Origin of the sequence: Streptomyces sp. BBFR51 (assembly GCF_044591655.1) — a bacterium.
In the GTDB taxonomy this organism is placed as follows: Bacteria; Actinomycetota; Actinomycetes; order Streptomycetales; family Streptomycetaceae; genus Streptomyces.
Genome location: NZ_CP172448.1, coordinates 2833248 through 2850689, shown reverse-complemented (window position 1 = coordinate 2850689; position 17442 = coordinate 2833248). Strand labels below are relative to the sequence as shown.

Annotated in this window: 13 protein-coding genes; 3 read left to right on the top strand and 10 right to left on the bottom strand. The window is 69.1% G+C overall.

The annotated features are described in order from the left end of the window. Positions 1-102 precede the first annotated feature (102 nt). A complete protein-coding gene (locus ACGH7X_RS12980; RefSeq protein ID WP_399884845.1) occupies positions 103-7155 on the top strand; it encodes an RHS repeat-associated core domain-containing protein in 7053 nt (2350 codons plus the stop codon). Positions 7156-7825: 670 nt separating this feature from the next. Here ACGH7X_RS12980 and ACGH7X_RS12975 read toward each other — a convergent pair. From ACGH7X_RS12975 to ACGH7X_RS12960, 4 genes are all read right to left on the bottom strand, one after another. Continuing rightward, entirely contained in the window at positions 7826-8428 is a 603-nt protein-coding gene (locus ACGH7X_RS12975; RefSeq protein ID WP_399884843.1) for a DUF4262 domain-containing protein, read from the bottom strand. Positions 8429-8465: 37 nt separating this feature from the next. Next, positions 8466-9419 carry a GTPase Era gene (era, locus tag ACGH7X_RS12970; RefSeq protein ID WP_399884841.1) on the bottom strand — a complete coding sequence of 318 codons (954 nt, stop codon included), beginning with the start codon at positions 9417-9419 and terminating at the stop codon, positions 8466-8468. A gap of 157 nt (positions 9420-9576) precedes the next feature. Further along, positions 9577-9822 carry a DUF397 domain-containing protein gene (locus ACGH7X_RS12965; protein WP_217170026.1) on the bottom strand — a complete coding sequence of 82 codons (246 nt, stop codon included), beginning with the start codon at positions 9820-9822 and terminating at the stop codon, positions 9577-9579. Beyond that, positions 9819-10604, bottom strand: coding sequence for a Scr1 family TA system antitoxin-like transcriptional regulator (locus ACGH7X_RS12960; protein ID WP_399884839.1), 786 nt, complete (start codon positions 10602-10604; stop codon positions 9819-9821). The genes ACGH7X_RS12965 and ACGH7X_RS12960 overlap by 4 nt, the downstream gene beginning before the upstream one ends. A 199-nt stretch (positions 10605-10803) precedes the next feature. Between ACGH7X_RS12960 and ACGH7X_RS12955 the strand changes: the two genes are divergently transcribed. Then, positions 10804-11274, top strand: a complete 471-nt coding sequence (locus ACGH7X_RS12955) for an ATP-binding protein (RefSeq protein ID WP_399884837.1) — start codon at positions 10804-10806, stop codon at positions 11272-11274. Here the strand turns inward: ACGH7X_RS12955 and ACGH7X_RS12950 are convergent. Both ACGH7X_RS12950 and ACGH7X_RS12945 read right to left on the bottom strand, forming a co-directional pair. Next, positions 11261-11617, bottom strand: a complete 357-nt coding sequence (locus tag ACGH7X_RS12950) for a cytidine deaminase (RefSeq protein WP_399884835.1) — start codon at positions 11615-11617, stop codon at positions 11261-11263. The two genes, ACGH7X_RS12955 and ACGH7X_RS12950, sit on opposite strands and share 14 nt — an antisense overlap. Positions 11618-11678: 61 nt before the next feature. Then, positions 11679-12578: a helix-turn-helix transcriptional regulator gene (locus tag ACGH7X_RS12945; protein WP_399884833.1), complete on the bottom strand. Its 900-nt coding sequence runs from the start codon at positions 12576-12578 to the stop codon at positions 11679-11681. A gap of 113 nt (positions 12579-12691) precedes the next feature. On the opposite strand from ACGH7X_RS12945, the gene ACGH7X_RS12940 reads away from it, so the two are divergent. Further along, positions 12692-14185 (top strand): MFS transporter, encoded by a 1494-nt coding sequence (locus ACGH7X_RS12940; RefSeq protein WP_399884831.1) that lies wholly within the window; start codon positions 12692-12694, stop codon positions 14183-14185. Here the strand turns inward: ACGH7X_RS12940 and ACGH7X_RS12935 are convergent. The 4 genes from ACGH7X_RS12935 to ACGH7X_RS12920 are packed head-to-tail and all read right to left on the bottom strand — an operon-like array spanning position 14147 to position 17420. After that, positions 14147-14530 carry an MmcQ/YjbR family DNA-binding protein gene (locus tag ACGH7X_RS12935; RefSeq protein ID WP_399884829.1) on the bottom strand — a complete coding sequence of 128 codons (384 nt, stop codon included), beginning with the start codon at positions 14528-14530 and terminating at the stop codon, positions 14147-14149. The genes ACGH7X_RS12940 and ACGH7X_RS12935 overlap by 39 nt on opposite strands. Next, positions 14527-15834: a hemolysin family protein gene (locus ACGH7X_RS12930; protein ID WP_399884827.1), complete on the bottom strand. Its 1308-nt coding sequence runs from the start codon at positions 15832-15834 to the stop codon at positions 14527-14529. The genes ACGH7X_RS12935 and ACGH7X_RS12930 overlap by 4 nt, the downstream gene beginning before the upstream one ends. Further along, on the bottom strand, positions 15831-16328 hold the full coding sequence (gene ybeY / locus ACGH7X_RS12925) for an rRNA maturation RNase YbeY (RefSeq protein ID WP_399884825.1): 498 nt from the start codon (positions 16326-16328) through the stop codon (positions 15831-15833). Before ybeY ends, ACGH7X_RS12930 begins: the two co-directional genes overlap by 4 nt. 12 nt (positions 16329-16340) lie before the next feature. Then, entirely contained in the window at positions 16341-17420 is a 1080-nt protein-coding gene (locus ACGH7X_RS12920) for a PhoH family protein (protein WP_399884823.1), read from the bottom strand. Positions 17421-17442: the final 22 nt, after the last annotated feature.

Below are 17442 nucleotides of genomic sequence, written 5' to 3'. Positions count from 1 at the left end.
CCGCCCGCCCCCTACGGGGCCCGGGACACCACTCGTGTCCCGGCCCCGCAGAGGCTCCCTCGACATCCGCCACTCAGCCCGACACCCTTCGGGAGTTCTCCGATGCCTCAAAGAGGCCGTCCGCTCGCTCTCCGCATACCCCGCCGGGCGCTGGGCGCCACCGTATTCGGCGTCCTGCTCTCCTTGACCGCGACCAGTGTCCAGGCGCTGCCCGCACGCCCCGACGGGCCGCACCGCCCCGGCGTGCAGGACAGTGCCGCACCCGCGCACGGCCATGATGCCCGCGCGAAGTCCCTCCCCGCGGACCCGACGGCGAAGGCCGCGGTCAAGACACTCGGCAAGGCGGTGCTGCCCAAGGGCGGCACCGCCGACGTGGCGGTGTCCCCGGGGCGGAAGGACGGCAAGCCGGTCACCGTCGGCGGCCTCCCGGTCACCTTGATCCATATGGCCGCGGGGAAAGACACCGGCTCCGGAGCGGGCAGCGGCGGCGCGGACCCGGCGGCACTGCGAACCGGACCGGAATCGGCCTCCGACGCGGTACCCACGGTCGGCGTCGAGGTCCTGGGCCGCGAACAGACCCGGCGGGCCGGTGCCGGGACCGCAGCAGTGCTGCGGCTGCGGCCCACGGAGCCCGCGCGCGGCGGCACGGTGCGCTTGAGCGTCGACTACTCCGCCTTCGACCAGGCGTACGGCGGCAGTTACGGGGCCCGGCTGCGCCTGGTCGAACTGCCTTCCTGCGCCCTGACCGATCGGCTCGGCAGCAAGGCCTGCCCCGGCCGCCCGAAGGTGCTCAGCTCGACCAACGACACGGCGCACCGCACGGTGAGTGCGCAGGTCAGACTCCCCAGCACGGCCGGCGGCGGCACGCCGACGCCAGCCACCACCGCGGCCCGGACCGGAGGCACCGCGCACGCGGACGCCGCCCTCTACACCGATCGCCCGAGCGCCACGTCCGATACGGTCACGACCGCGGCGGCCGACAGCGCCGACGCCACGGTGCTGGCACTGCAGTCCGGCGCCTCGTCCGACAAGGGCACCTACAAGGCCACCTCGCTGTCGCCCTCCGCGAGCTGGAACGTGTCACCCTCCTCCGGCGGCTTCTCCTGGAACTTTCCCATCCGTGCCGTGCCCACCCCGGGCGGCCTGACCCCCACCGTCGGGCTCGGCTACTCCTCACAGGCCATCGACGGGCGGACCTCGGCCACCAACAACCAGGGCTCCTGGATCGGCGACGGCTTCTCCTACGAGCCCGGGTACGTGGAGCGCTCCTACAAGCCGTGCTCGGACGACGGTCACACGACGTCGGGCGAGCAGTGCTGGGCGTTCGACAACGCCACGGTCATGCTGAACGGCTCCGCAGGTCAGTTGGTCAAGGACGACGAGACGGGCAAGTGGCACCTCTCCTCGGACAACGGCGCCAAGGTCGAACATCTCACCGGCACCCACAACGATGACAACGACGGCGAGCACTGGAAGATCACGACGACCGACGGCACCGAATACCACTTCGGTCTGAACCGGCTGCCCGGCTGGAGCTCCGGCGACGAGGAGACCGACTCCGCCTGGACCGCGCCCGTATTCGGCGACGACTCCGGCGAGCCCTGCTACAACTCCACCTTCACCCGCGCACACTGCACGCAGGCCTGGCGGTGGAACCTCGACTACGTCAAGGACACCCACGGAAACGTCCTGTCGTACTTCTACGACGCCGAGACCAACCACTACGCCCTGAACGGCAAGACCGACGTCGACGGCACCACCTACGACCGGGGCGGCTACCTCAAGCGCATCGACTACGGACAGCGGGCCGGTGCCGTCTACGACACCAAGGCCCCGGCCCGGATCGTCTTCCGCACCGCCGAACGCTGCCTGCCCACCGCCGACTTCGACTGCGACCCCGCGAAGTTCACCGCGGCCAACACGGCCCACTGGCCTGACACCCCCGTCGACCGGTACTGCAAGGCCGACACCAAGTGTGACGCCAGCCAGTCCTCGCAGACCTTCTTCACCCGCAAGCGGCTGACCGGCATCACGACGCAGATGCGCACGGGCGCGAGCACCTACCAGGACGTCGACGCCTGGACATTCACGCACCGCTTCCTCGACAACGGCGACGACACGCACACCCTGTGGCTGTCGAAGATCGACCACGAGGGCCGGGCCGGCGGCACCGAGAAGCTGCCTTCCGTACAGCTGATGGGCCTCGCCCTGGTCAACCGGGTCGACAGCGACGACGACAACATCGACGGCTTCCACCGCTACCGACTGGCCACGGTCCTCAGCGAGACCGGCGCCCAGCTCGACGTGACCTACGCACCCGCCCAGTGCACCGCCGAAGCCCTGCCCAAGCCGGGCGAGTCGGTCAAACGCTGCTATCCCGTGGTTTGGTCACCGCCGGGCAGCATCGACCCGACGACGGACTGGTTCCACAAGTACGTCGTCCAGGAGATCATCCAGACCGACCGCACCGGCGGCGGAGACGACCTGGTCAGCCACTACGCCTACCACGGCGACGCGGGCTGGCGGCACGCAGAACCCGACGGCATCACCAAGGACAAGTACCTGACCTGGAGCCAGTGGCAGGGCTACGGCAAGGTCACCGTCACCAGCGGCGACGGCCAGTCCACCGCGACCCGCGTCGATCACACGTACCTCCAGGGCCTGGACGGTGACAAGAAGCCCGGCGGCAGCACGCGTACCGAGACAGTCACCGACTCCACCGGCAAGACGTACACGGGCCACAAGGAGTACAGCGGGTTCGAGATAGAGACACAGACCTACGCCACCCCGTCCAACGGCAAGGTGACCGCCAAGACGATCACCGAACCCTGGAAACACGACACCGCGGCCCAGACCCGGTCCTGGGGCACCCAGAAGGCCACCGTCGTCAAGTCCGGCGTCTCGCGTGGCTACACCCTGCTGTCCGACGGCAGTTGGCGTGAGACCAAGTCCGCCTCCAGCTACGACACCGGCGTGCCGAACATTCGCCTACAGCGGACCGAGGACTTCGGTGACGTCTCGACCGCCGCCGACGACACCTGCACGCGCCTGTGGTACGCGGACAACCCGGCCAAGAACATCTACGACCTGCCCTCGCGCAGCGAGGCCGTCACCGTCGACTGCGCCGCCACCCCTGACCGCCGCACCCAGGTCCTCACCGACGAGCGCACCTCCTACGACAACGGAGCCTTCGACGCCGCACCCTCCAAGGGCGACGCCACCCGGACCGAACGCCTGACCAAGCACGACGGCACCACCGCCACCTACCAGGTCACCGGCACCACCACCTACGACCCCTTCGGCCGCCCCACCTCCCAAACCGACGCGGGCGGCGCGAAGACCAGCACCGGCTACACCGACGTCAACGGGCTGATCTCGCGGACGAAGCAGACCAACCCCCTCGGTCACGTCACCACCACCGACTACGCCCCGGCCTGGGGCCAGTCGGCCGGCCAGACCGACCCCAACGGCAAGCGCACCGACCTCGCCTACGACGCCCTCGGGCGTCTCACCTCGGTGTGGCTGCCCGACCGGGCCAAGTCCCAGTCGCCCAGCATCAAGTACAGCTACGACGTACGCAGTGACAAGCCCGTCGCGATCAAGACACAGAAGATCGAGATAGACGGCACCTACGGCGTCGAGTACCAGCTCTACGACTCCCTGCTGCGCCCCCGGCAGAAGCAGACCGAGGGTCCGGACGGCACCCGCATGGTCGGCGACGTCTTCTACGACGGCACCGGCCAGCCGAAGAAGACCAACATCACCTACAACGCGACGGGAGCCCCTTCCGACGCACTCCTGCTGGTGGCCAACGGCGAGGTCGGCGCGCAGCACGTCTACCACCACGACGGCCTGGGCCGCGTCACGGCCGACATCTTTCAGGTGGCGGGCGTCGAACAGTGGCGCACCACGACCGTGTACGACGGTGAACGCACGTACGTCGCGCCGCCCGAGGGCGGCGTCCCGACGACGACGATCATCGACGCCGACGGCAGGACGACCGAGCTGCGCCACCACGACGGCGCGGCGACCACCGGTCAAGGCCCGTCGGCCGGCTACCGCGCCACCCACTACACCTACGACACGGCGGGCCGGCTCAAGACCGTCACCGACGCCAAGAGCAATACCTGGAGCTTCGGCTACGACCAGTTGGGACGCAAGACCAAGCAGGTCGACCCGGACACCGGCACCACGACCATCGCCTACGACGGCCTGGACCGGCCCGTATCCACGACCGACGCCCGCGGAAAGAAGATCTCCACGGTCTACGACAAGCTGGGCCGCGTCGAGTCCACCTGGGAAGGTGACCGGGACACCGGCCCGAAGCTGACCGAGGCCCGCTACGACAAGGCGGGCTGGCTCGGCCAGGCGTACGCCTCGCTGCGCTTCACCGGCGGCGGCAACTACATCGCCTCCGTCGTGCAGTCGATGGACACCTTCTACCGCCCGCTGAAGACCGCCTACTCGATCCCGAAGTCCGAGGGTGCCCTCGCCGGCGTCTACACCTTCACCACCACCTACAACCGCGACGGCACCGTCCGCGGCATGGGCATGCCGGCGGCGGGCGACCTCTCCTCGGAGGCCATCGCCTTTGGCTACGACGACCTGCAGCGCCCCACGTCGATGACGGGCAAGACGTCCTACGTCACCGACACGAAGTACTCGCCCACCAGTCAGCTCCAGCAGCTCGAACTGTCCACCGGAAGCGGCAAGAAGGCCTGGGAGACCCTCTTCTACGAGAAGGGCACCGACCGGCTGACCCGCTACACGGTCGACGTGGAGGGCGAGGCGGGCCAGACCGGCACGGTCAAGAACAGCAATTACAGCTACGACCAGTCCGGCGACATCCTCTCCATCTCGGACACCGCGGGCGCCTCCCCGGACGTGCAGTGCTTTGCCTACGACGGCGGCAAGCGGCTGTCCCAGGCCTGGACCCCGGCGGCCACCGTCGCGCAGGCCACCGGATCCGGCACCGTGCACAGCGGCCAGAACGGCACCACGCCCGACGCGTGCGCCGCAGCCCCCGGAACGCAGGCGCTCGGCGGCCCGGCCCCGTACTGGACGTCGTACACGGTCGACGCGATCGGCAACCGCACCGAGGATGTCCGCCACGACACCGCCCTCGACGCCACCAAGGACGTCACCCGCGCCTACACCTACGGCGGGGGCGACGCCGGACCGCACGCCCTGACCAAGGTCACCGAGTCCACGCCGACGGGCGAGCGGCAGTCGACGTACGACTACGACGCCACCGGAAACACCACCGCACGCACCCTCGGCGGTGACACCCAGACCCTCGGCTGGAACGCCGAGAGCAAACTGACGAAGACCACCCAGGCCGACGGCAAACAGACCACCTACCTCTACAACGCCGACGGCGACCGGGTCGTCCGCCGCGACGAGTCGGCCACCACGGTCTACCTGCCCGGCATGGAACTGCGCCTTCCCAGAGGCGGCACCGAGGTCGAGGCCACCCGCTACTACTCCTTCTCCGGCCAGAGCGTCGCCGTACGCCAGGACAACGGCGACCTGTCCTTCCTGACCTCAGACCACCAGGGCACCAGCAGCCTGGCCATCAAGTCCGCCACCGGCGCGGTGTCCCAGCGCAGATTCGACCCCTACGGCGCCGACCGCGGAACACCCACCGGAACCTGGCCGGGCGAGAAGGGCTTCGTCGGCGGAACCCAGGACAAACAGTCCGGCCTGACCCACCTCGGAGCACGCGAATACGACGCCGACACCGGCAAGTTCATCTCCCCCGATCCCCTGATCGACTACACCCAGCCCGAACAGATGAACGCGTACTCGTACGCGCACAACTCACCGGTGACCTTCGCCGACCCCAGCGGTCAGATCCTCGCCGCCTGCGGACTCGGCTGGATCACCTGCCACGGCGGCAGGCCCACCACCAACAAGGTCGAGCAGGCACACGACGCCCAGAAACAGGCCGCGCACCACGTGGCCGCCGCCGAACACCGCAACACCCACGCCCGCCAGTTCGTCAAGCACACGGCCAAGGCGATCATCAAGATCGTCAGGGACCTCATCGGCGTGGACGCCGCCTTGGACTGCTTCTCCAGCGGTGACATCAGCGCCTGCGGTGAAACCCTGCTCAACGTCGCGGGCAGCTTCGCCGGCGGCATCGCCGGCAAGATCCTCAGAAAGTACGGGGCCCCGTGGAAGTGGAAGGAGGGCTACAAGCTCGCCAAACGCGTGACGGGACTGGTTGAGGATCTGATCGACGGCGTCAGAGAGATCGGCCGGGCCTCCAAGAGCCTCGACAAGGCCAAGGACGCACTGAAGGTCGCCCGAGAGAAGACCAAGGCGGCCGTCGCCAAGGGCAAGAGCCTCTTCAAGAAGCAGTCCTGCCACAGCTTCCTGCCGGGCACCAAGGTCCTGCTGAGCGACGGCACCACCAAACCCATCGAGGAGCTCGTCCTCGGTGACAAGATCAAGGCCACGGACCCCGAGACCGGCGAAACCACGACCCGCGAGGTCGTCGGCACGATCCTGACCAAGGACGACAAGGAATTCGTCGATCTGACGGTCACTGCCACACCCGCCGACGGCACGACAAAGCCGGGCACGCCCACCCACCCGGCCTCTCTCGTAGCGACCACCACCCACCCCTTCTGGGTGGAGGCCGCCCACCGCTGGATCGACGCGGGCGACCTCCGCCCGGGCATGACCCTGCACACCCCGAACGGCGACCGAGCCACGGTCACCGCCACCCGCCACTACACCAAGCTCCAGCGCACACACGACCTGACGGTCGAGGGCGTCCATACGTACTATGTGCTAGCGGGGGCGGCGCCGGTCCTCGTTCACAACGCAACGCCAGGTCAGAAGTGTGATCTGACGCTGGGTGCTGGGCCGAATGCCCGAGAGGGAGTAGGCCTGGAGGACGGTGACATTGAGGCAGATGGTGTTCGAGATCTGATCAATGAATCCGGGAATGCGCACGGCTGCCACACTTGCGATGCCACGACCCCTGGCACCAAGGACGGGGACTGGATTCCAGATCATCAGCCGCCGTCCAGTCTCGTCGCTTCCGGATCTCCTCAGACGGCGTATCCTCATTGTCTGGCCTGTGCTAGACGGCAGGGCGGGGTCGTCTCACAACTTTCACAAGGAAAGAGCAAGAAGGCATGGTAGCTGATTTCCCTGTGGTTTCATTTCTGGCAAAAATCGAGCACGGATGCCTGATCTTGCGGGATGCGGGAAGTGGCGATGACGTCAGCGACTGGGACCCTGTGTCGAGCAGTTGGTATCGAGAAGGCAGTTCACTCATCTTCGGCGTTCAGGCCAGTGTTGACGGTCCTGTCGAATGTGCGGTATGGAAGTCGGCTCCGCCTGTGGTGCTTCCTGTGAACCTTTTTGAGGTATCGCTCCCATGTCCGTCCGGGTGGCTGGTATTGCACGATCCGAACGAATATGCTCGAATGCAATTTACGGGATTTCGTGACTCTGTGATCTGTTCGATAATGGTGGATGATCGGAAATTCCCGTCAAAGGTTCAGATCTTGCTGAGGGGAGAAGGTAAGTAGCTTCTTGACGCGGTAGGAACGGGTGAGTCTTTATTCGGAGTCTCGCCCATTCCTCGCATGTGGCGCGAGGGTGTCGTTCTGTTGAGGGATGCCGACCTTCCCGCGGTATTCCGAACTGGCTGTCGAGTGCCTGCGGTCGTGGAATCGGACAGGACGTACGGCAGCGAGTGACGGCGGTCCCGGGGGCGGTGCGGGTCGGGCAGACGGGACAGCCGGGCCGGCAGGCCAGACGGCGCCCCGCAGCGGTGTTGCTCTGTCGATGGTCGGCCCATTCGAAGTCAGAGTTCGGCCGTCCAGATCCCGGCAGGGTGCTCACCCGGTGGCAGCCACAACTGAGGCTGCGACTCCCGATGCCTCTCCTCGGCCTGTTCGTCCCAATGAAAGCGGCCCGCCACGTCGGGCCACGCAACTTGCAACACGGGAAAGGGAGGCCGCCGGTAGAACCCGATGGCCTGCCCGAGGAAGGTCCGGTACCAGCGGAGATCCACCTGCCTGAGCGCGACTTGGTGACCGTTGACAACGTCAGGATGCTTCTGGCCGTCAGTCAGTACAGCCCCTGCGGCGGACTTCTCTCCGAGCCTGTTGAGTATGAGGTGCATGGGGTGGATATCGAGTCCGAACATGGCTAGCTCAGGGACGCCGTGAGTGTGCGACAGCCCGATCGTGTAGGCGAATCCAGGACCGACCTCGTCCTCGGGAACCATCACGACGTGCCATCCGTGCCGCTGCACGTTCTCGATGATCGTCAGGTCAGTGCGGTCCTCTTCGCCTCGGCCACCGTAGTCATGGCAGAGGACGCAGCGGCACTGGAACGGATCGTCTGTCATTTGTGGACCTGCCAGGCCCGCAAGGCGATGGCAGGCCGCGGTGTATACCGACATGGTCTGACGATGGGCCGGAGGATCCGGAAGTTCCCGTTCAGAACCCGAGCCGTCGCAGCTGCTTGGGGTCGCGCTGCCAGTCCTTGGCGACCTTCACGTGCAGGTCGAGGAAGACCGGGGTGCCGAGGAGCGCCTCGATCTGCTGGCGGGACTTGATGCCGACGTCCTTCAGGCGCTTGCCCTTGGGGCCGATGACGATGCCCTTCTGGCTGGGGCGCTCGATGTAGACGTTGGCGTGGATGTCCAGGAGGGGCTTGTCGGCGGGGCGGTCCTCGCGCGGGATCATCTCCTCGACGACCACCGCGATGGAGTGCGGCAGCTCGTCCCGTACGCCCTCGAGCGCGGCCTCTCGGATCAGCTCGGCGACCATGACCTGCTCGGGCTCGTCGGTCAGGTCGCCCTCGGGGTAGAGCGCGGGGCCCTCGGGCAGCAGCGGGATGAGGAGGTCGGCGAGCAGGTCCACCTGCTGGTTGCCGGTGGCCGAGACCGGGACGATCTCCGCCCAGGTGATGCCCAGCTCCGTACCGAGCTGGTCGATCGCGATCAGCTGCTCGGCCAGGGTCTTGGAGTCCACCAGGTCGGTCTTGGTGACGATCGCGACCTTCGGGGTCTTCTTGATCCCGGCCAGCTCCTTGGCGATGAAGCGGTCGCCGGGGCCCAGCTTCTCGTTCGCCGGCAGGCAGAAGCCGATGACGTCCACCTCGGCCCACGTCGCGCGCACGACGTCGTTGAGCCGCTCGCCCAGCAGTGTGCGCGGCTTGTGCAGCCCCGGGGTGTCCACCAGGATGAGCTGGGCTTCCTCGCGGTGCACGATGCCCCGCACGGTGTGCCGGGTGGTCTGCGGACGGTTCGAGGTGATCGCCACCTTCTGCCCGACCAGAGCGTTCGTGAGGGTGGACTTGCCCGCATTGGGGCGGCCCACGAAGCAGGCGAAGCCGGACCGGTGAACAGTCTCGGCCGGTTCTTCGGATGACTGGGTACGAACGCTCATGGCGCCCATTGTCCCTGATCCCCGGAGCCCCGCCGCACCAGCCGTGGTGCACGACCCACAGACGTGACGTGTAGGACGTGTGTGACGTGCGTCATGTGTGGTGGGCAGCCCGGATCCGCTGCCCGGAGGCGTCGCCCGCGCCGCCGCCCTCCGGGCGCTACCCGACGAACGTCGTGAAGGCGGCCCAGGCGTCGCTGGTGAGCCGGAGGGTGGGCCCGTCGGCGGCCGGGTTCTTGGAGTCGCGGACGTGGACGGTATGGGGGCAGGCGGCCACCTCGACGCACTGCCCGCCCTCGTCGCCGCTGTAGCTGGACTTCCGCCAGGCGTAGGCGACTTCGAGGCACTGGCCGCCCTCGCTGCCGCTGTAGGTCGACTTGAACCACTGAAGCGCTTCGGCGTTCATCGTTCTCCCAGCAGACGGTCGAGCAGGCCCAGGGAGTCCTGGGTGGTCAGGGCTTGCGTCCGCAGCATCGCATACTTGCGCGCCAGGATGGACACCTCATCCGGACAGGAGACCCACTGGCTGCCGCGCTGGGACTCCGTGTAGGCGAGATGCTGGTGGTCCGGGGTCTCCAGGAGGGTGAACGGGCCGTTCAGGCCCGCGTGGTGGGGGCTGGTCAGGGGGAGGAACTGGAGTGACAGGAAGGGTAGTTCGGCGAGGGTGCGCAGGTGGCGGAGCTGCTCGGCGTGGATGTCCGCGCCGCCGAGCGGCAGGTGCAGCGCGGGCTCCCACACGACGAAGCTCAGCGTGGGCGGGCAGGCGCGGTGCAGGACCTCCTGACGTTCGACGCGGGCGGCGGTGCGGGACTCGACCTCGCCCTCGTCGTAGGCGGGGACGCGGTTGCGCAGTACGGCACGTGCGTACGCCTCGGTCTGGAGCAGGCCGGGCAGGACCGCGTTGTCGTACCAGGACAGCGCGATGGCCTCCTGCTCGTGCTGGATGTACAGCTCCGCCCACATCGGGAACTGGTCGATCTCGGGGAGGTTGGCCACGCCCGCCGCCAGCAGGCCTCTCGTCTCCAGGAGTTCGTCCAGCAGCTCCGCCAGGTCCGGTTTGAGGGGGCGGCGGCCCTGCTCGATCGACGCGACCGTCTCCTCGTCCAGCATCAGCCGCTCACCCAGCTCGCGTTGGGTGAGACCCGCCGCGCGGCGGGCGGTGCCGAGCTGGCCGCCCAGCATCCGCATGGCCGAAAGGTTCTTCTTGCGCGAGTTGCGTGAGCTGCGTGAGCTGGGTGAGCTGGGTGCGTTGTGCGAAGGGTTTCTGGAGTTCATGCCGACTCAACTCCCCATGTGGGCCCGTGCGTGACCGCCGCGAACCCGTACAAAAAATCCGTACGGACTCACTCAGTGATAAACGGTAGTCACCCCACGTGACTCTCGTCCCGTGAACGAGACGCTCCGCATCCCGCCGCTGCGGGAGAAGTTCTTCCGCCGTGAACGCCGCGCCGTGCCCGACGCCAGGCGGTACGCCCACGAGACCCTGGCCGGCTGGGGGATCGCCGACACCGAACGCGGCGAGGACGTGCTGCTGTGCGTGAGCGAGCTGGTGACCAACGCGCTGCTGCACGGCGTACCGCCCGGACGGCTGTTCCTGCTCTTCCTGCGCTACGACGGCAGGGTGCTGCGGGTCGAGGTGCACGACAGCGGGCCCGGGGTGCCGCGCATCACCGACGGGCGCGACGGGCGCGACGGGCGGGACGAGGGCGGGCGAGGTCTGCTGCTCGTGGCCGCGCTGTCCGACAGGTGGGGCGTGCGGGAGCGTGAGCCCGGCAAGGCGGTCTGGTGCGAGTTCACGCTCCGGCCGCGGGCGGAGCCCTGGGGGTCGGTGCCCGTGCCCGTCGTCAGCCCGCGCTGACCGTCTCCCGTACGGTCCCGTCCGGACCGGCCACCAGGACCGGCGTCCCGGGACCGCCCAGGTCCCGTACCGCCGCCCGGTCCTCCGCCGACGCGGACTCCGCCTCCGTCACCACGGCCGCCGCCTCCAGGGACTTCGCGCCGGACGCCACCGCCATCGCCACCGCCGTGCGCAGGGCGCTGAGGTGGAGGGAGTCCAGGGTGACGGTCCCGGCGACGTACGTACGGCCGGTCTCGTCGCGTACGGCCGCGCCCTCGGGCACGCCGTTGCGGGCGCGGGCCGAGCGGGCCAGGGTGACGATCTTGCGGTCCTCGGGGTCGAGGTCGGGGGTCTCGGTGGTCATGAGGCGAGCATACGTAGCCCCGCCGGGCCCCGGCCCGCTCGCCCCGTGACCGGCCCCGTTCTCACCCCGCCACCGGGTACATCGCCCCGCGCCGGCCCTCCGGTGAGGCCAGCCACTCCAGCTTCGCCGCGGTGTTCGCCTCGTCCAGCGGCGTGTGCAGCACGATGGTCAGATCGGGGCGGGCGGGCACCTGGAGCGCCGTCGACTCCAGGCTGAGCAGCCCGACCAGCGGATGGTCCAGCTCCTTGCGGATCTGCCCGGCGTCCTCGATGTCCCGCTCCTCCCACAGCGCGGCGAACTCGGCACTGGCCGCCTTCAGGTCCGCCAGCACCTGCTGGAACCCCTCGTCGTCAGGGTTGGCCGCACAGGTGGCGCGGAACTGGGCGACGACCGTCCGCGCGTTCTGCTCCCAGCTGCGGGAGCGGGACCGGTACAGCGGGTCGGTGAAGAAGTCGACGATGCAGTTCCACGTGGTCTCGGGCCGCATGCCCAGCACCATCGACGCGGAGTCGTTGTACATCACGCAGTTGTAGTACCGGTCCATGATGTGCGCCGGATACGGCATCCACGTGTCGATCAGCCGCCGCAGCCCCTCGCACATGTCCTGCTTCGCCGGCTCCACCTCGGCCGCGGGAGGGTTGAGACCGGCCAGTACGTAGAGATGGCGGCGCTCGGTGTTGCTGAGCCGCAGTACCCGGCCGACCGCGTCCAGGACCTGCGGGGAGACGGAGATGTCGCGGCCCTGCTCCAGCCACTGGTACCAGGACGCGCCCACCCCGGCGAGCACGGCCACCTCCTCGCGGCGCAGCCCCGGCGTGCGGCGCCGCGCCCCGCCCTCCGGCAGGCCCACCTCGGCCGGGGACAACCGGGCCCGGCGGCTCATCAGGAACTCCCGCAGCTCACTGCGGCGACGGTCCCGGCCCGCCGACGCACCCTGTGCCCTCGCGATCACGTCCGGCACGTGTGTACTCCCCCCGTAGCCATGCGCATGGTGCGTTCCGGTGCCTGGTGGTGGCACCACCAGAACAATCCGCGTCTCCCCACAACTATTCCGGGGGCCGCAGGCTCCTGTCCATGGCGATCGACACCACCCCGACTCCCACCCCGGCTTCCACCTCGACTTCCACCCCGACCCCCGTTGCCGAGCAGCAGTCCGCTCCGGCCGCTCCCCGGCTCTCACCCCGCGACCGGCTCGTCCTGTTCGTGCTCTGCGCGGCCCAGTTCATGGTCGCGCTCGACTTCTCCGTCCTGAACGTCGCGCTGCCCGTCCTCGGCGCGGACCTCGGCATGAGCACCTCCGCCCTCCAGTGGGCGGTCACCGCGTTCGCGCTGCCGTCCGGCGGGTTCCTGCTGCTCTTCGGCCGCATGGGCGACCTCTACGGGCGTCGCCGGCTGTTCCTGGCCGGCCTCGCGCTCTTCGGCGCCGCCTCGCTCCTTGCCACCCTGGCCTGGGACCCGGCCTCCTTCCTCGCCGGACGCGCCCTCCAGGGCCTCGGCGCGGCGGCCATCGTGCCGACCGGCATGTCCCTGCTGACGACGACCTTCCCCGAGGGCCCGGCCCGCGACCGCGCCCTCGGCATCTCCGGCACGCTGCTCTCGCTCGGCTTCACCGTCGGCATGGTGGCCGGCGGCGTACTGACCGACCTGCTGAGCTGGCGGTCCACCATGGGCCTGCTGGCGCTGTTCGCGCTGATCGTGCTGCCGCTCGCCCCCGGCCTGCTGCCCGAGTCGCGCACTCCCGAACGCCCCCGCCTGGACGTGCCCGGCGCGGTCACCGTCACCGGCGGGCTGCTCTCCCTGATCTACGCCCTGTCCACGGCCGCCGAACACGGCTTCGGCCGCACCGACGTCCTCGTCACCCTCGTCGCGGGCCTGCTGCTGCTCACCGGCTTCGCGGTCGTCGAGTCCCGCACCGCCGCCCCGCTGGTCTCCCTGCCGATGCTGCGCCGCCGCACGGTGGCGTGGGGCAACCTGGGCGGACTGGTCACCTTCTCGATGATGTCGACGGTGGTCTTCGTCCTCACCCTGTACCTCCAGGAGGTCCTGCATCTGAGCGCCTTCGAGACCGGCCTGGTCTTCGGCGTGCAGGGCGTGCTGTCCGTGGTGGCCGGTTCGTACGCACCCCGTGTCATCGGCCGCTTCGGCGCCCGCCGCACCCTGGTCGGCTCGCTCGCCGGGCAGGGCGTCCTCGGCCTGTCCCTGCTGGCGCTGGGGGAGGGCGGCTGGTCGGTGTGGCTCGCCACGGCCGCCGTGTCCCTGGCCAGCATGTGCCACCTGGGCGCGATCATCTCCTACGGCCTGACCGTCACCTCCGGCGTCCCGAACGAGGAGCAGGGCCTGGCGACCGGCCTGGTCACCTCCACCCAGCAGGTCGGCATCACCGTCGGCATCCCGCTGCTCGGCGTTCTGGCCACCACCTCCACGGACCTGATGTCCGGCGTCCACACGGTGCTGGTCCTGGACGCGGCGATCGTGCTCGCGGCGGCCGCCCTGATCGCGGCCGGCCTGCGGACCCGCCGGGCGGCAGGCTCAGGGGCGGTCGAGGCGGAGCCGCTCCGCGCGCGGTAGGCCGGCGACCACCAGGTCGTAGGAGTCCTCGACCAGCTCCCGGACGACACGGTCCGGGAGCCGGCCGCTGGGTCCGTCGTCGGGACCGCCGTCCACGGTCACCGTGTTCCAGTGCCGTTTGTTCATGTGCCAGCCCGGGACGATCAGCTCCGGGTGGTCGCCGCGCAGCCGGATCGCGTCGTCCGGGTCGCACTTCAGGTTGACCGTGAGCGGGCGCCCCTCCAGCGAGGTGAGCGCGAACATCTTCCCCAGCACCTTGAAGACCGAGGTCTCCGGGTTGAAGGGGAAGTCCTCCACCACCGCGTTGAAGGACAGACAGAAGTCGCGCAGTTCACCCGGGGTCATTCCGCCACGGCCTCCTCCGCCGGTGGTTTCGCCGCGGTCACCGGCTCCACCAGCACCGTCACGATCTTGTTCCGGCGGCCCGCCGCGGCCTCCGCCGTCAGCCGCAGTTCACGGCCGTCGGGCAGCTCCACGACCGACGTGGCACCGGCGATCGGCACCCGGCCGAGCGCCTTGGCCAGCAGTCCGCCGACGGTCTCCACGTCCTCGTCGTCGAACTCCTCCAGGCCGTACAGCTCGCCCAGGTCGCCGATGTCGAGGCGGGCGGTGACCCGGAAACGGTCCTCGCCCAGCTCCTCGACGGGCGGCAGCTCCCGGTCGTACTCGTCGGTGATCTCGCCGACGATCTCCTCGAGGATGTCCTCGATGGTGACGATGCCGGCCGTGCCGCCGTACTCGTCGATGACGACGGCGACGTGATTGCGGTCCTTCTGCATCTCGCGCAGCAGGTCACCGGCGTTCTTGGTGTCCGGCACGAAGGACGCGGGGCGCATCGCCGTGGAGACCAGGTCGCTCTCCGCGTCCCGGCTGATGTGCGTCCTGCGGACCAGGTCCTTCAGATACACGATGCCGACGATGTCGTCCTCGCTGTCCCCGGTGACCGGGATCCGCGAGAAACCGGAGCGCAGGGCGAGGGTGAGGGCCTGCCGGATGGTCTTGTAGCGCTCGATGACGACGAGGTCGGTGCGTGGGACCATGACCTCCCGCACCAGGGTGTCGCCCAGCTCGAACACCGAGTGCACCATGCGGCGCTCCTCGGCCTCGATCAGGGACTCCTTCTCGGCGTAGTCCACCAGCGCCCGCAGCTCCGCCTCGGAGGCGAAGGGGCCGCGCCGGAAGCCCTTGCCGGGCGTGAGCGCGTTGCCGATGAGGATGAGCAGCGACGGGATCGGCCCCATGATCCGGGCCAGCGGCAGCAGCGCGTACGCCGCCGCGGTCGCCGTGTTCAGCGGGTGCTGGCGCCCGATGGTGCGCGGCGACACCCCGACGGCGACGTACGAGAGCAGCACCATCACCGCGATGGCGATCACCAGCGCCTCGCCGGTGCCGTCGAACTGCTTCAGACAGGCGTACGTGACCAGCGCGGCGGCCGCCATCTCGCAGGCGACGCGGACCAGCAGCGCCACGTTGAGGTAGCGCGTCGGGTCGGCGGCGACCTTGGCGAGCTTCTCGCCGCCGCGCCGCCCGGACCGTACCGCCTCCTCGGCGCGGAAGCTGGAGACCCTCGCGAGCCCCGCCTCCGCGCACGCGGCGAGCCAGGCGACCACCACCAGGGCGACGGCGCCGGCGACCAGCGGGAGGCTCATGAGACGGTCGGGGCCGGGGACGGGCCGGTCAGGCCCTTGTCCGCACGCCAGCCGTCCACGATGGCGGCCTGCAGACCGAACATCTCGGCCTTCTCGTCCGGCTCCTCGTGGTCGTACCCGAGCAGGTGCAGCACCCCGTGGACGGTCAGGAGCTGGAGCTCCTCGTCCATGGAGTGCTGCGTCGGGGCCTCGGTGCCCTGCCTGGCGGCGACCTCCGGGCAGAGCACGATGTCGCCGAGCAGCCCCTGCGGCGCCTCGTCGTCCTCCTTCGCCGGCGGCCGCAGCTCGTCCATCGGGAAGGACATCACGTCGGTGGGACCCGGCAGGTCCATCCACTGGATGTGCAGCTGCTCCATGGCGCCGGCGTCCACGACGATCACCGAGAGCTCGGAGAGCGGGTGGATGCGCATCCGCGCGAGCGCGTAGCGGGCGATGTCGAGGATCGCCTGCTCGTCGACCTCGGTTCCGGACTCGTTGTTGACGTCGATCGACATGGTCTTGCTGGTCTACTTCCCCTTGGCCTTGGCACCGGTTCCCGGTGTCCGGCCGCCGTTGTGGCCGCCGTTCTCGGTGCCGTTCCTGCTGTCGTACTGCTCGTAGGCGTCGACGATACGGCCCACCAGCTTGTGCCGGACGACGTCCTGCGACGTGAGCCGGGAGAAGTGGACGTCGTCGACGCCGTCCAGGATCTCCTGCACCTGCCGCAGCCCGGACTTCGTGCCGCCGGGCAGGTCGACCTGCGTCACGTCACCCGTGATCACGATCTTCGACTCGAAGCCGAGCCGGGTGAGGAACATCTTCATCTGCTCGGGGCTGGTGTTCTGCGCCTCGTCCAGGATGATGAACGCGTCGTTCAGCGTGCGGCCGCGCATGTATGCCAGCGGCGCGACCTCGATCGTCCCCGCCGCCATCAGCCGCGGGATCGAGTCCGGGTCGAGCATGTCGTGCAGCGCGTCGTACAGCGGGCGCAGATACGGGTCGATCTTCTCGTACAGCGTGCCCGGCAGGAAGCCGAGCCGCTCACCGGCCTCGACCGCCGGACGGGTCAGGATGATGCGGTTGACCTGCTTGGACTGCAGGGCCTGCACCGCCTTGGCCATCGCCAGGTAGGTCTTGCCGGTGCCCGCCGGGCCGATGCCGAAGACGATGGTGTGCTTGTCGATCGCGTCGACGTACCGCTTCTGGTTCAGCGTCTTGGGGCGGATGGTGCGGCCGCGCGAGGACAGGATGTTCTGCGTGAGCACCTCGGCCGGGGTCTCCTGGCCGTCGCTCTCCCCGTTCTCGCTCGCCTTGAGCATGGCGATCGAGCGTTCCACTGCGTCCTCCGTCATCGGCTGCCCCGTGCGCAGCACCAGCATCATCTCGTCGAACACGCGCTGTACGAGGGCGACCTCATGGGTGTCGCCGACGGCGCTGATCTCATTGCCCCGGACATGGATGTCGGCCGCCGGGAAGGCCTTCTCGATCACACGCAGGAGGGAGTCTCCGGAACCCAGCACGGTCACCATGGGGTGCTGGGCAGGGACGCTGATCCGTGCTCTGGCCTGCCCCTGCGCGGGGGTGTGGGCTGAGGGTGTCTGAGTCATGGGCCGGCGCTCTAGGCCTGCT

Coding starts and splice junctions, on each gene's coding strand:
- ACGH7X_RS12980 (WP_399884845.1), top strand. CDS start 103: ATGCCTCAAAGAGGCCGTCCGCTCGCTCTCCGCATACCCCGCCGGGCG.
- ACGH7X_RS12975 (WP_399884843.1), bottom strand. CDS start 8,428: ATGTCGGTATACACCGCGGCCTGCCATCGCCTTGCGGGCCTGGCAGGT.
- era (WP_399884841.1), bottom strand. CDS start 9,419: ATGAGCGTTCGTACCCAGTCATCCGAAGAACCGGCCGAGACTGTTCAC.
- ACGH7X_RS12965 (WP_217170026.1), bottom strand. CDS start 9,822: ATGAACGCCGAAGCGCTTCAGTGGTTCAAGTCGACCTACAGCGGCAGC.
- ACGH7X_RS12960 (WP_399884839.1), bottom strand. CDS start 10,604: ATGCGGATGCTGGGCGGCCAGCTCGGCACCGCCCGCCGCGCGGCGGGT.
- ACGH7X_RS12950 (WP_399884835.1), bottom strand. CDS start 11,617: ATGACCACCGAGACCCCCGACCTCGACCCCGAGGACCGCAAGATCGTC.
- ACGH7X_RS12940 (WP_399884831.1), top strand. CDS start 12,692: ATGGCGATCGACACCACCCCGACTCCCACCCCGGCTTCCACCTCGACT.
- ACGH7X_RS12935 (WP_399884829.1), bottom strand. CDS start 14,530: ATGACCCCGGGTGAACTGCGCGACTTCTGTCTGTCCTTCAACGCGGTG.
- ACGH7X_RS12930 (WP_399884827.1), bottom strand. CDS start 15,834: ATGAGCCTCCCGCTGGTCGCCGGCGCCGTCGCCCTGGTGGTGGTCGCC.
- ybeY (WP_399884825.1), bottom strand. CDS start 16,328: ATGTCGATCGACGTCAACAACGAGTCCGGAACCGAGGTCGACGAGCAG.
- ACGH7X_RS12920 (WP_399884823.1), bottom strand. CDS start 17,420: ATGACTCAGACACCCTCAGCCCACACCCCCGCGCAGGGGCAGGCCAGA.